Origin of the sequence: Streptomyces maremycinicus, assembly GCF_001184025.1 — a bacterium.
Lineage (GTDB): Bacteria > Actinomycetota > Actinomycetes > Streptomycetales > Streptomycetaceae > Streptomyces > Streptomyces maremycinicus.
Genome location: NZ_BBYG01000013.1, coordinates 472,724 through 485,745, shown reverse-complemented (window position 1 = coordinate 485,745; position 13,022 = coordinate 472,724). Strand labels below are relative to the sequence as shown.

The 13,022-nt window shown below is 70.5% G+C and carries 14 protein-coding genes and 1 pseudogene; 5 read left to right on the top strand and 10 right to left on the bottom strand.

What is annotated here, in order from left to right:
* Nucleotides 1-24 precede the first annotated feature (24 nt).
* Nucleotides 25-1,350 (bottom strand): MDR family MFS transporter, encoded by a 1,326-nt coding sequence (locus tag AOQ37_RS17805; RefSeq protein ID WP_062645504.1) that lies wholly within the window; start codon nt 1,348-1,350, stop codon nt 25-27.
* Nucleotides 1,351-1,528: 178 nt separating this feature from the next.
* On the opposite strand from AOQ37_RS17805, the gene AOQ37_RS17800 reads away from it, so the two are divergent.
* A complete protein-coding gene (locus AOQ37_RS17800; protein WP_062645503.1) occupies nt 1,529-2,290 on the top strand; it encodes a phosphoglyceromutase in 762 nt (253 codons plus the stop codon).
* Between the two features lie 80 nt (nt 2,291-2,370).
* Here AOQ37_RS17800 and AOQ37_RS17795 read toward each other — a convergent pair whose 3' ends face one another.
* Both AOQ37_RS17795 and AOQ37_RS42310 read right to left on the bottom strand, forming a co-directional pair.
* Entirely contained in the window at nt 2,371-2,550 is a 180-nt protein-coding gene (locus AOQ37_RS17795; RefSeq protein ID WP_062645502.1) for a hypothetical protein, read from the bottom strand.
* A gap of 497 nt (nt 2,551-3,047) precedes the next feature.
* A pseudogene (locus tag AOQ37_RS42310) lies at nt 3,048-3,241 on the bottom strand (site-specific integrase); the annotation flags it as partial.
* Between the two features lie 247 nt (nt 3,242-3,488).
* Between AOQ37_RS42310 and AOQ37_RS17790 the strand changes: the two are divergent.
* Nucleotides 3,489-3,815, top strand: a complete 327-nt coding sequence (locus AOQ37_RS17790) for a GYD domain-containing protein (RefSeq protein ID WP_062645608.1) — start codon at nt 3,489-3,491, stop codon at nt 3,813-3,815.
* Between the two features lie 287 nt (nt 3,816-4,102).
* Here the strand turns inward: AOQ37_RS17790 and AOQ37_RS17785 are convergent, their stop codons facing one another.
* The 3 genes from AOQ37_RS17785 to AOQ37_RS40460 form a co-directional block, all read right to left on the bottom strand.
* Nucleotides 4,103-4,378: a ribosomal protein L7/L12 gene (locus AOQ37_RS17785; protein WP_062645501.1), complete on the bottom strand. Its 276-nt coding sequence runs from the start codon at nt 4,376-4,378 to the stop codon at nt 4,103-4,105.
* Nucleotides 4,379-4,785: 407 nt separating this feature from the next.
* Entirely contained in the window at nt 4,786-6,528 is a 1,743-nt protein-coding gene (locus AOQ37_RS17780; protein WP_107085233.1) for an FAD-dependent monooxygenase, read from the bottom strand.
* Nucleotides 6,529-6,662: 134 nt separating this feature from the next.
* Complete coding sequence (locus AOQ37_RS40460; RefSeq protein WP_159401347.1) at nt 6,663-6,944, bottom strand: hypothetical protein; 282 nt, start codon at nt 6,942-6,944, stop codon at nt 6,663-6,665.
* A gap of 34 nt (nt 6,945-6,978) precedes the next feature.
* On the opposite strand from AOQ37_RS40460, the gene AOQ37_RS17775 reads away from it, so the two are divergent.
* Nucleotides 6,979-7,647, top strand: coding sequence for a DUF4232 domain-containing protein (locus AOQ37_RS17775; protein WP_107085232.1), 669 nt, complete (start codon nt 6,979-6,981; stop codon nt 7,645-7,647).
* 7 nt (nt 7,648-7,654) lie between these two features.
* Here AOQ37_RS17775 and AOQ37_RS17770 read toward each other — a convergent pair whose 3' ends face one another.
* From AOQ37_RS17770 to phoU, 3 genes are all read right to left on the bottom strand, one after another.
* Nucleotides 7,655-7,903 (bottom strand): SCO4226 family nickel-binding protein, encoded by a 249-nt coding sequence (locus AOQ37_RS17770; protein WP_062645499.1) that lies wholly within the window; start codon nt 7,901-7,903, stop codon nt 7,655-7,657.
* A gap of 203 nt (nt 7,904-8,106) precedes the next feature.
* Nucleotides 8,107-8,265 carry a hypothetical protein gene (locus AOQ37_RS40865; protein ID WP_199825037.1) on the bottom strand — a complete coding sequence of 53 codons (159 nt, stop codon included), beginning with the start codon at nt 8,263-8,265 and terminating at the stop codon, nt 8,107-8,109.
* A gap of 565 nt (nt 8,266-8,830) precedes the next feature.
* Nucleotides 8,831-9,550 (bottom strand): phosphate signaling complex protein PhoU, encoded by a 720-nt coding sequence (phoU, locus tag AOQ37_RS17765; RefSeq protein WP_062645498.1) that lies wholly within the window; start codon nt 9,548-9,550, stop codon nt 8,831-8,833.
* Nucleotides 9,551-9,820: 270 nt separating this feature from the next.
* Between phoU and phoR the strand changes: the two genes are divergently transcribed.
* Nucleotides 9,821-11,167, top strand: a complete 1,347-nt coding sequence (gene phoR, locus AOQ37_RS17760; protein ID WP_062645497.1) for a two-component system sensor histidine kinase PhoR — start codon at nt 9,821-9,823, stop codon at nt 11,165-11,167.
* Between the two features lie 5 nt (nt 11,168-11,172).
* A complete protein-coding gene (phoP, locus tag AOQ37_RS17755) occupies nt 11,173-11,844 on the top strand; it encodes a two-component system response regulator PhoP (protein WP_005476807.1) in 672 nt (223 codons plus the stop codon).
* A gap of 140 nt (nt 11,845-11,984) precedes the next feature.
* Here the strand turns inward: phoP and AOQ37_RS17750 are convergent, their stop codons facing one another.
* A complete protein-coding gene (locus tag AOQ37_RS17750; protein WP_062645496.1) occupies nt 11,985-12,665 on the bottom strand; it encodes a copper chaperone PCu(A)C domain-containing protein in 681 nt (226 codons plus the stop codon).
* Nucleotides 12,666-13,022: the final 357 nt, after the last annotated feature.

Genomic DNA, 13,022 nt, shown 5'->3' with positions numbered 1-13,022 from the left:
GCCGCGCTCCCGCCCTCGGACCGCTCAGACGGCGCTGGCCGCGGGCTCGGCGGTGGTGGCAGGCTCGGATGTGGCCGCGGGCTCGGCTGCGGCGGCCTGCTCGCCGGGGACGTTCGCCACGACCGCGGTCTTCTCGCCCCGGACCGTGCCCTCCTCCGGAAGGCGCCGCATCAGCACGGCGTATCCGACGCCGGCCGCCGTTCCCACGACGGCGCACATCCCCCACAGCCACTCGGCTCCGAACCGGTCGATGACGAAGCCGGACATCACCGGGGCGACCAGGGAGGCCACGGCCCAGGACAGCGTGTACATGCCCTGGTAGCGCCCGCGTCCGTGGGTCGGGGAGAGGCGGACGACGAGCCCCGTCTGGGTCGGCGCGTTGACGATCTCCGCCAGGGTCCACACGCAGACCGTGAGCGCGAAGACGCCGACCGACCCGGCGAAGGCGGTGAGCCCGAACCCGTACCCCGCGAGCACCGAGGAGACGATCAGCAGCCGTCGCGGGTCCCGGTGCTCGATGAACCGGGTGACGGGGATCTGGAGCGCGACGATGAGCACGCCGTTGACGGCGATCGCCAAGCCGTAGTCGGCCGGCGTGAACCCGGCCGCGCCCATCGCCACGGGCAGCCCCACCGCCCCCTGCTGGAACACGAGCGCGACGAGGAAGGACAGCCCGACGACGCCCATGAACCGCCCGTCGCGCAGCACGGTCCCCAGCCCGACGCTGTCCTCCTGCACCGCCTTCGCCTCCCGCTCGGGGCGGGACTCGGGCAGCTTGAGGAAGACGACGACCGCGCAGACGAGGGTCATCCCGGCCTCGAGCAGGAACCCGGCGCGGTAGCTGACCTCGGCGATGAACCCGGCGGCCATGGAGGAGACGGCGAAGCCGAGGTTGATCGCCCAGTAGTTGAGCGAGAAGGCGCGGACCCGGTCCTCGGGCCGCACGATGTCGGCCATCATCGCCTGCACGGCCGGCCGGGAGGCGTTGGAGGCCATGCCGACCAGGAAGGCGACGCCGGCGATGGCGACGGGATGCTCCACGAACCCGAGCAGCGCCACCGACGCGGCGGTCGAGGTCTGCGCGACGAGCAGGGTGGGCCGCCGCCCCAGCCGGTCCGCCATGACCCCGCCGGCGAGCGACGAGACGACCCCGCCCAGCCCGAGCAGGGAGGCGACGAGCCCGGCGTAGGAGGCGGAGTACCCGCGGTCGAGTGTCAGGTACAGCGCCATGAAGGTGGCGACGAAACCGCCGAGCCGGTTGACGAGGGTGCTGGTCCACAGCCACCAGAACTCGCGCGGCAGCCCGGAGAGCGTCTCGCGGGCGGCACGTCTCAGGACGGCGACGGACATGACGGACTCCCCCGGGGTGCGGACGGCTGGGTGTAAGTGGCTCAGGCGGCGCTCAGAACTTACGAGAGGCGCGGTGCGGGAGGCCACTCAATTAACAGATCCCGTCAACCGTCGGAGGGCCTGTCCGCTGTACGAGCGGGCGCACAACGGATCGGAGCGGTGGATTACGCTCATACGCATGGCCGACGCACCGTACAAGCTGATCCTCCTCCGCCACGGCGAGAGCGAGTGGAACGCGAAGAACCTGTTCACCGGCTGGGTGGACGTCAACCTCAACGAGAAGGGCGAGAAGGAGGCGGTCCGCGGTGGCGAACTCCTGAAGGATGCCGACCTCCTCCCCGACGTGGTCCACACGTCGCTCCAGAAGCGCGCGATCCGGACGGCCCAGCTGGCCCTCGAATCCGCCGACCGCCACTGGATCCCGGTCCACCGCTCCTGGCGCCTGAACGAACGCCACTACGGCGCCCTCCAGGGCAAGGACAAGGCGCAGACCCTCGCGGAGTTCGGCGAGGAGCAGTTCATGCTCTGGCGCCGCTCCTACGACACCCCGCCGCCGCCGCTGTCGGACGACTCGGAGTTCTCGCAGGCCGCCGACCCCCGCTACGCGTCGATCCCGCCGGAGCTGCGCCCCCGCACGGAGTGCCTGAAGGACGTCGTCGTCCGCATGCTCCCGTACTGGTACGACGGCATCGTCCCGGACCTCCTGTCCGGCCGCACGGTCCTCGTCGCCGCCCACGGCAACTCGCTCCGAGCCCTCGTCAAGCACCTCGACGGCATCTCGGACGCCGACATCGCGGGCCTGAACATCCCGACGGGCATCCCCCTGGCCTACGAACTCGACGCGTCCTTCAAGCCGATCACCCCGGGCGGCACCTACCTCGACCCGGACGCGGCAGCAGCAGCGATCGAAGCAGTGAAGAACCAGGGCAAGAAGAAGTAACGCCACACCAGCAAGCCCCCGACCTGCTGTTTCTCGGCAGGCCGGGGGCTTTTTGGTGGGGCTGGGTCGTCCCTGGGCCGTCAGGTGCGACGACGCCGGCGGCGGACCCGGATGTCGAGGACGATCAGCAGCGCCACGGGGACGGCGATCTCGGCGGGAGCATCGGCCCAGAGGGCGAGTGCGCCGCCGGCCGTGCCGATGAGCGCGAGCGGCAGGTCACGGGGACAGATGTCGACGCTGACACCTGCGCGTGGGACCATATATCTCCTCCTGAGGATGATGTGAGTCGATAAACCAACGGAGACAGGGCCGTTCCCGGGCAAGGGGAGCGGCCCTGAATTGCGTGTGCAGCCTATTCAGGTATGCGGTCTTCGGGCAAATCTCCAGATGAATACAGGTGGGTCGTGAATGGGTGACACATATAACCTAGCTTGCGGGCGCCTTTCGCATGTTCGAGATCTGTTCGAACGTTGAGTCGATCTTGGTCGGGTGTGCATGCATGCGCGCTCAACCTGCGTGCATGCATGCACGACGGGCACCAGCCGCTCTCGCTGGGTGGCCTCGTTAAACGGGTTCGCTATCCGTGCTCGTTAACCACGGTCGTTAACCGTTCTCGTTAACCGCGTTCGTTGAGCGTGCTCGTTAACCACGTTCGTTAAGCGTGCTCACTAAGAGTCTTCGGTAATTCCCTGAGTGGCTGTTCACTTGCTGTCCTTCAATAAAGATGCGTGCGACAGCGTTGCGAGTACGCTCCTGACTTGAGCGCGTGCATGCCGTTCTCGCGAGACTCGGCGTACGGCTCGCCAGGTCGCCGCTCGGGGACGCACCGGCCGAGGCCAGCGCCCCCTTCCGCGCCTCCTCGTTGAGCGACGTCCGCCAGACGTGACCACCGCGCGGCCCGGTGAAGATCAGCCGCTTGGTCACCGGAGGCCCGTCCGCCACCTTGGAAGGTGACCCGAGCGGCACGCGGGTCGACGTACTGCTGGACCGTTCATGCAGGTCAACGCCCCACCAAAGCGCAAATAACCGCAGCTTCCCAAGATGAGGGCTTCGGTTCTGTGGTTTCGATGCGGGCGGAGTCGCTCACGCCGCTGACCCTGCCGGTCATCATCCCGGCCGTTCGGGGGAGATACGCGCGGTCTCGGAGGCGTGTCTCACCCGGCGAGGGCATCCCTTGCTGGGACGAAAGGGAGACATGATGCCGCTCTACCTGACAAGGTTCAGCTACACGCCGGAGACGTGGGCGAGACTCATCGGCCACCCCGAGGACCGCGCGAAGGCCGCTCAGTCGTACATCGAGTCCGTCGGTGGCAAGCTGCACGGCTTCTGGTACGCGTTCGGCACCCACGACGGCTACAACTTGTGGGAGGCCCCCGACAACGTTTCCATGGCCGCGGTCGCCCTGGCGATCAGCGGAGGCGGCGCACTCAGCTCGTTTGAGACGACCGTTCTCCTGAGCATCGACGAAACCATGGATGCCCTGCGCAAAGCCGGGCAAGTGCAGTACCGGGCCCCCGGCGCGTAGCGGTCCAGGTGGCTGGCAGCGACGAGTAAGTCCCAGCGGTGGGCCGTCCCTGGGCCGTCCGAGGTCGCCCAGCGTGGCCAACAACGACCAACGACGACCCACAGGGTGCGCGAGCCCATCGCCTCTGACCAGCAAAAACCAGTTCATCCGGATCTCCGACAAGAGCCCGGGCAAGAAGAAGCAACCCAACGCCTGTAAGCCCCCGACCTGCGATGTCCGCGCAGGCCGGGTGCTTTTGGTGACGCTGGTCCCTCCCTGGGCCCTCGGCCCGGTCGACCGGGGCGGGCTCAGTGCTTCAGGAAGTCCGGCTCCGGCTGTCCCCTCGTCTCCGCCCGGGCTCCCGCATCGAGGAGAGCCGACACGGCTGCCGCCGCATATTCCTCGGGCACGCCGGCGAGAACGACGGCGGGAACCTGGGTCGCCAGAACCTTGCTGCGCCACAGGCTCAGCCCCGTCAGCCGACGCACGACCTGGACGACGTCCATCACGCGGACACCGGGGTCAGTGAGCACCACGTCATGAGGCACGTCGTCGCAAACCAGCAAGAAGTACTCGTCCGCCATCGCTCTCTCCCCGCCCCGTCCATGTCGGAGCGTAGGACCCCCTCAGCCGTCATGTCGCATCGTTTTGGTGGCCTCGAAGACAGCGGGGCGAGACTCGGCATACGGCTCACCATGCCTCCGCTCAGGGATGACACCGGCCGAGGCCAGCGCCCGCTTCCACATCTCCTCGCTGAGAGACATCCGCCGGACGTGACCACCCGAGTCCCGTCCGCCGCCTCCCACGGCAGGGAGACGTCGACCTGTGAGAACCCGTTCGTGTGAGCCCGGAGCGCATCGGCGACCGGAGTGGGCAGCTGACGCCCCGGCAGCTCGCCGCCCTTTTCGGCCTGCGACTTCTTTGCGATGTGCGTGTGGGGCCGGCTCGTGCGCTCGGTGGTGGCTTTCAGCGGGGTGGTGGTGAGGGGTCTTCAGGGGGACAGGGCTGCCAGGTAGGTGGGGAGGGGGGTTGTGGGGGCGGGGAAAGGGAAGCGGGTGGCGAGGTGGCCGTCGGGGCGGATGACGTAGGCCGTCGGGCCGTCGGGGGTGTAGAGGCGGGCGAACTCGCCGGTGGTGTCGTGGTAGGCGGGGACGGGGACAGCGTCCTGGGCGGACAGGTCGGGCGAGGTGTCGCGGGCGAGTACGGCGATGACCTCCAGGGGCGGTCCGGCGGCCGCGGTCGCTGTTGCGTGGAGGGTCTCGGCGGTCGTCGGCACTGTCGCGGGGTCCGTCGTATAGAGGAGCGCCACGTGGCCCGTGCGGCCGCGCAGGACGTCGAACAGGCGCCAGGGGTAGGCGGAGCCGGACGAGGTCAGGCCGGTGCAGTCCGGGGCGCGGTCACCGGGCGAGAGGGTTGCGGGTGAGACCGACGGGGTGTGGGCGTCGCCGAGGCGGGGTGTTCCGGGGGAGCCGTTCGTGGCGGGAGCGAGAGGGCCGCCGCGGTAGTTGACGAGGAGTTGGGCTTCGCGGAGCAGGACGGTGCGGGGGGCGTCGGGGTCGGCTTCGATGCCCTGGGTGGCGTGACGGACCGTTCGGCCGACGACCTCCTCGCCGATCGGGCGGCGCTCGGCGTCGTAGGTGGTGAGGAGGGCGGGTCCGGCCTCTCCGCGGATGACGAGAGCCAGTTTCCACGCCAGGTTGCACGCGTCCTGGATGCCGGTGTTCATGCCTTGGGCGCCGGTGGGTGGGTGGATGTGCGCGGCGTCGCCCGCGACGAAGACACGGTCGTCGGAGTAGCGGTCGACGATGCGATGGCTGATACGGAAGACGGAGGACCACCGCAGGCGCGAGAGGACCGCCGGCCGCGGGGCGAGGCGGTCGACCACGGCCTGGATGTGGTGCAGCTCCGGGGCACGGCCGCTCTCCAGGCCGTGTGCCACGTCGTCGACGTGTGCCACGCCGTCACCTCGCACATCGCCGGCGCCGGTCGTCCCCGTTCCGGTGCCCGCCCTCATGGACAGTTCGGGCGGGACGAGCATCGACATGCGGTAGCGGCCGGGACCGGGGAGCGGGATGCAGACCAGGACGTCGTCGGTGGAGCCGTCGGCGGCGAGGTGGGTGGAGCGGACGCCGTAGCCGTGGGGCAGGTCCCAGTCGGCCTCGACGTCGCCCAGCATGTACTCCGCGTCGAAGGCCGCCCCCTCGTATGTGAGGCCGAGCGACTTGCGTACGGTGCTGTGGGCTCCGTCGCAGCCGATCAGATAGCCGGTCCGCACCTCCTCCTCCGTACCGGAAGCGGTGCGCAGGCGGGCGGTGACCCCACCCTGGTCCTGGGTGAACGACAGCAGCTCGGTGCCGCGTTCGACGGACGTGCCGAGGCCGGCGACGTACGCCTCCAGGAGGCGCTCGGTCTCGTACTGCGGCAGCGCGGCGAACTCGTACGGCACCTCGGGCGGCAGCGCCAGCTCGATGCGCGCCCGCTCCCGGCCGTTGACGTAGATCAGCTGACCGCGCAGTACCGCGGCGGCCTCCAGGACCGTGCGGGCCAGGCCCATCCGGTCCCAGATCTCCAGGGTGCGTGGCTGGATGCCGACGGCCTTCGCGTACGGGAGGCGGGCGGGCAGGCGGTCCACCAGCCGGCAGCGCACCCCCTGCCTGCGCAGTTCCGCCGCCGCGCTCAGGCCGACCGGGCCGGCGCCCGCGATCAGTACGTCGGTCGTTCCGCTGTGCGTCACCGGTGCCACGGGTGCCTCCCAGTGCGGTGCTCGGCCCCTGCAGCGATCCCGTCATCCATGGTCACCCGGTGGCGACCGGACGGCGAGCCGGACGGGTGTCGCCACGTGCGGTCTCTTTATCCGATTTACGAGGTTCAGTCGGTGTGGCCGGATATCGTCACCGATGCGTCACAGGTCTGTCCTCGGCAGAACTCGAACGGCTGCCCCTTGTGTCTGAGTTGACGGTCGACGACCGACGGTCGACGCAGGTGGGTGGGGGCTGTGGGTGGACGCCCGCGGCGATTCGGATCCGGGGGCGGCGTGCGGTACGAGGACGCGATCGAGAGTGCGAACACGAACACGAACGAGAACACCGACACGAGCACGAACACGTACGAGAACACCGACGCGACGAGTGCGGACAGGAACGGGAACATGGGCTGGAACAGGTTCGGTATTCGAGGTTCCGTGATGGCGGCCGTCGTGGCGTCGGCCGCGCTCGTGATGACCGGGTGCGGTGCGCAGGAGGCCCCGAGTGCCTCCGCCAGTGCCGAGTCCGCCGAGTCCGTCGGCGCCGAGTCCGCCGGGCCCGCGTCCGCGACACCCAGCCACGTGGCTTCTCCGTCCGGGGTCTCCCCGTCCGTCGCCTCGCCCTCCGCGAGCGCCGCTGTCGTGACGCCCGCCGTGGACGGCGTCACGCCGGTCTGTGGTGCCGGGAGTCTGAAGGTCACCGCCCGGCAGGCCGCCGTTCGGCCGGCCGGTACGGGGACCGGGGCGGCGATCGTCGAATTCACCAACACCTCGGCCAAGGCCTGCGTCCTCGAGGGGCACCCGACCGTCGCGGGAGCCGGCAATGGCTCTCCCGAGAAGAGCGCACCGCTCACCGTCAAGCCCACCGGATCCGCCTCACCCGTGACGCTGGCCCCCAAGGGCAAGGCATGGGTGAAGCTGACCTTCGTCCAGGTGCAGGGGGAGGCCGACGGGTTCTGCGAATCCGGTGCGGAGCCCGTGGTGTTCCCGACGATCGTCGTCGGGCTGCCGGGGGCCGGCAGGCATCAGGTCGCCCTCGACGACGGCCGGTTCGCGGAGTGCGACAACACGGTGACCGTCACCGCCGTCTCCGCGGTCCAGCCTTCCTGACCGGGTCTCATACCTCCAGCGGCACCGGGTGGATCTCGTCCGCCATGTGGCCGGTGCGCTCGTGGACGCGGAGGACGGCATCCGCCGACGTCGCCTCGGAGAGGCAGTAGACGGTTCCGGACTCCGGGTCCGCCCAGGCTCGTTCGAAGTGCACGCCCTCCTCGCCCTCGATGGCGAGGTCCGCCCGGTGGGCCTCGAGGAGCTGGTCGGCGGTGATGCCCTGCATGCCGTGGTGGACGTCCATGAAGCGGGTCATGACTGCCCGCCCCCTTCCGGTCTTCGCCGTGCCTGCCTGTGTCAATCCTTGTCGGTCCTTCCTCCATGCTGCGCTCGCGTTCCCCGCGCGGCGACCGGACGTGGCGGGCCCGGACACGGCGGGCCCCGACATGGCGGGGGGCCCGGGGCCGACTTCGGACGTCGGCACCGGGCCCCTCGTTCACGTACGTTCGCCGTGCGTCGTCATCCGCACTGGCAGGGGTTGCCCGACTGGCACCCGCAGCCGCACCCCGAACCGCAGCCGCAGGCGCCGATGAGCATCAGGTTCCTGATCTCGGCGGGCTGCTCGGTCGGGCGTTCCTGTGCGGGGTCGGGCGTGGGAGTGACGGGGGACTCGGCCATGGGTTCCTCCCGGAGGACGTAGGACCTGTGCCCATTGCATGCCCGCTCCGCTGGGCGCATCAACGGCGCACTGTGGCTTGCGCACGCCCTGCGAGGACCCGGCACGCCCCTCGCCCCCGTGGCCCACGGCCTCCGGCCCCACGGCCTCCGACTCGCCGGCCCATGGCCAACGGCCACGGCCGCATGGCCTCCGGCTCCCTGGCCCCAGGGCCCAGCGGCCGCATCTCCCCATGGCCTCCGGCCCCAGGGCCCAACGGCCACGGCCCCATGGCCAACGGTCACCCTGGCTCCCACCGGCACCCATGGCCCACGGCTCCCGGGCGGACAGCCTCCCCGGTTACCAGGCGCATGTCGGGCAGCCACCCCAGCCCCCGGCGGACAAGCCGCCCCGGCCCCCCGGGGCGGACAGCCCCCCGGTTCCCAAGCCCATGTCGGACAGCCACCCCGGCGGCCCCGGCGGACAGCGATCGGTCACCCCGGCGGCCCCGGCGGACAGCGATCGGTCACCCCGGCGCTGCCCAGCGGGCGGGGGCCCCTCCCGGGCCCGCCGGGGAGGGGGCCGGGATCAGATGCCCTCGGCCGTCGGTCCCTGGCCCGCTCCGGTGGCCGGCTGGATGTCGGGCTGGATCTCCGGCTGGAGTTCGTCCGCGTGCTCGCCCGTCACCAGGAACACCACGCGCTTGGCGACGGCCACCGCGTGGTCGGCGAAGCGCTCGTAGTAGCGGCCCAGCAGCGTGACGTCGACGGCCGTCTCGATGCCGTGCTTCCAGCGGTCGTCCAGCAGGTGCTGGAAGAGGGTGCGGTGCAGGAGGTCCATCGCGTCGTCGTCGGACTCCAGCTGGAGGGCGAGGTCGACGTCCTTGGTGACGACGACCTCCGCCGCCTTGGCCATCAGGCGCTGCGCGAGCTGGCCCATCTCCAGGATCGTGGCGTGCAGGTCCTGCGGGACCGCGCGGTTCGGGAAGCGCAGCCGCGCCAGCTTCGCCACGTGCTGGGCCAGGTCGCCGGATCGCTCCAGGTCCGCCGACATCCGCAGCGATGTGACGACGATCCGCAGGTCGGTCGCCACCGGCTGCTGCCGCGCCAGCAGCGCTATCGCCCGTGCCTCAAGGTCGTGCTGGAGCTCGTCGACCCTCTTGTCGGCCTCGATGACGCTCTCGGCGAGCTTCAGATCGGCGTCGAGAATGGCGGTCGTGGCGCGTCCGATCGCCGACCCGACCAGCCGGGCCATCTCCACCAGGCTGTCGCCGATCGAGTCCAGTTCCTCGTGGTACGCGTCCCGCATCAGGATTCCCTCTCGTACGTCGTGCTCGGGGTTCGGTCCGGGGGCCAGAACCGGCCGCGAACCGAACCGGAACCGGCTGCTGCACCGGCGCCGACCGGCCGTGGAACCGGTGCTGCGAACCCCACGGTGCCACGCTCCGCCCCGTACGCGTCGATTTCCGGCACCCCAAATGAACCACCACTGGCTCCAAGGTGAACTCTGGGCGACGAGTGTTCGAGGTCGCACCTCGATAGCTGTGGCCAGGACCGATCGCGTGCCTAACCTGGTGGCATGGACGTGAACGCGGCGGTCGCCGCAGCGGCAGCGATCGCCGGGGTACTCACCGGTGTCATCGCCATGCTGGCGTTCCGCTGGAGCGAGCGGGAGCAGAAGCGCCCCACGCGCACCTCGCTGCACACGGACCCGGTGCTTCCGCCGGGTGTGGACACCGTCCTGTCCGTGCTCCGCTCCTCCGCCGTCGTGCTCGACGAGGCCGACGCCGTCGTGAAGGCCAGCTCCGCCGCCTACGCCCTCGGGCTGGTGCGCGGTGGCCGGCTCAGCGTCGAGCCCATGCTCAAGATGGCGCGGGACACCAGGCGCGACGGAGAGATACGGCAGGTGGAGCTGGACCTTCCGCGGCGCGGGACCGGGCGCGGCGAGGCTCTCGCGGTGTCCGCCAGAGTGGCTCCGCTGGGTTCCCGGCTGGTCCTCCTGCTCGTGGAGGACCTCACCGAGGCCCGTCGTATCGAGGCGGTCCGGCGGGACTTCGTGGCGAACGTCAGCCATGAGCTGAAGACGCCGGTGGGCGCGCTCTCCCTTCTCTCCGAGGCTGTCATGGACGCCTCGGACGATCCGGAGGCGGTGGAGCGGTTCGCCGGACGTATGCAGATCGAGGCCACCCGGCTGACCAGCCTGGTGCAGGAGCTCATCGACCTCTCGAGGGTCCAGAACGACGATCCCCTCGAGGACGCGGAGCCGGTCGGCATCGACGAGCTGGTCGCCGAGGCCGTCGACCGCTGCCGTCACCAGGCCGGGACCAAGCAGATCACCATGGCCGCCGGCGGCACCGCCGACCTGCGGGTCTGGGGGAACCGGGGCCAGCTGGCCGCCGCCCTCGGCAACCTGGTCGAGAACGCCGTCAACTACTCGCCCGCGCGGACCCGCGTCGGCATAGCCGCCCGCCGGGTGGGCGCGCCGGGCGGCGACCTGATCGAGATCGCCGTGACCGACCAGGGCATCGGCATCTCCGACAAGGACAAGGAGCGCATCTTCGAGCGCTTCTACCGCGTCGACCCGGCCCGCTCCCGTCAGACGGGCGGCACGGGACTCGGGCTGGCGATCGTCAAGCACGTGGCCGCCTCGCACGGCGGGGAGGTCACGGTGTGGAGCGCCGAGAACCAGGGCTCCACGTTCACCCTGCGCCTGCCGGAGGCGGGCGTGGCCCGCGACCGCGCGCACCAGCACCCCGACCCGGACGAGGCCGACGACGTCGACGGCCTCGGTGACGTCGACGACGTCGACCGCCTCGACGAGGTCGGTCACTCCTCCCCTCACCGCTCGACCCAGACATCACCCCGCGCCTCATCCCCCGATTCGTCCGCGTACCGGACGCTTTCCGCCCCGGAGGTCCTTCCGTGACCCGAGTGCTCGTCGTCGAGGACGAGGAGTCCTTTTCCGACGCCCTGTCGTACATGCTCCGCAAGGAAGGCTTCGAGGTCGCCATCGCGGCCACCGGGCCCGACGGACTCGACGAGTTCGAGCGCAACGGCGCCGACCTCGTGCTGCTCGACCTGATGCTGCCGGGCCTGCCCGGCACGGAGGTGTGCCGTCAGCTGCGCGGCCGCTCCAACGTTCCCGTGATCATGGTGACCGCGAAGGACAGCGAGATCGACAAGGTCGTCGGCCTGGAGATAGGAGCCGACGACTACGTCACCAAGCCCTTCTCCTCGCGTGAGCTGGTCGCCCGTATCCGGGCCGTCCTGCGCCGCCGGGGCGAGCCGGAGGAGGTGACCCCGGCGGCCCTGGAGGCCGGCCCGGTGCGTATGGACGTCGACCGGCATGTCGTGACGGTCTCCGGCTCCAAGGTCGATCTCCCCCTCAAGGAGTTCGACCTCCTGGAGATGCTGCTGCGCAACGCCGGCCGTGTCCTGACCCGTATGCAGCTCATCGACCGGGTCTGGGGCGCCGACTACGTGGGCGACACCAAGACCCTCGACGTCCACGTCAAGCGCCTGCGCGCCAAGATCGAGCCGGACCCGGGCGCCCCGCGCTACCTGGTCACGGTGCGTGGCCTGGGCTACAAGTTCGAGCCGTAGACCGGCCTGCCGGCGGCGGCAGCCTCGGCTGCCGCCGTCGGCTGCCGTCGCCGAGCGGACGGATCGAGCAGGAAGGGCGGCGCCCCGGGTGGGGTGCCGCCCTTCCTGTTGTGCGTGCGTGTATGCGTGTGCGCGCGAGGTCAGTGACCGGCGGAGGCCGACTCCGACTCCGAGGCCGAGGCGGAGGCCGAGTCCGACGGGGACGCCGATCCGGACTCGGAGGTCGCGCCCTCCGCGGCCGCGCCGGAGGCCGACCCGGACGGGGACGCCGACGCGCTCCCGGCGGGGGAGGACTCGGCGGCGCTCGGGATGTCGCTCGGGCCCCACTTGGTGAAGTAGCTCTCGGCGGGGACGACGAAGGCGCGCAGGCTGACCTCGCCGGTCTCGCTGAAGGTGAAGGTCACCTTCTGCGCGTCGCCGTCCTTGACGGCCTCGCGGCTGCTCGACAGGACGGCGGAGGCGTTGTTCGCGCCGCCGATGACGATCGAGCCGTAGGCCGGGACGGTCAGCGCGCCCTTGCCCTTGGCGGGCGAGAGCTCGGCGGACTTGCCGCCGTCGAGGGTGATGGATTCCAGCGTCTGCGCCTTGCTTCCGCCGTTGAAGACGGTCGCCGAGATCACGGCGGGACCGGTCGACTCCAGGTCGGGCTGGGTGATGACGACGACGTTCTGAAGCTTGATGTCGCCGACGCTGGTGGCGGCGTTGTCCGGCTTGATCTCCAGGGTCTGGGAGTCGTTGCCGGCCCCACAGGCGGCGAGCGAGGCGATCGAGAACGCGATGGCGGAAGCGGCGAGGGCGCCGCGTCGAAGGCTGCTGCTCACGGCGGCGGCAACTCCTTGTGCACGCGGGCGGCTTTGCTTTGGATAAAGCCGTCCTAAGGGTCTGTCAGCGGCCTTAGGTTACCGAGCCGTTCTCGCGCCACCGCACCCGACCCGCCTCTAGAGCGATCCCGTGCCTCGACGGACGCGCCGAACGGTCGCAGGCACCACCTGTCCCGGCCGCCACGGGCGGCCCATGAGTCACATTGGCTTCACCCGTCGTCTTCTCGCTCTCCACCCGTCGTCTTCCCCTCACCTTGCGGTCGTCTTCCCGTTCCCCTTCCGGCTCACCGGACCATTCGCATAACCGCACCGGACCCCCGCGCGCGGATTTTCGGTGAAGGAATGCGAGATCGCCCC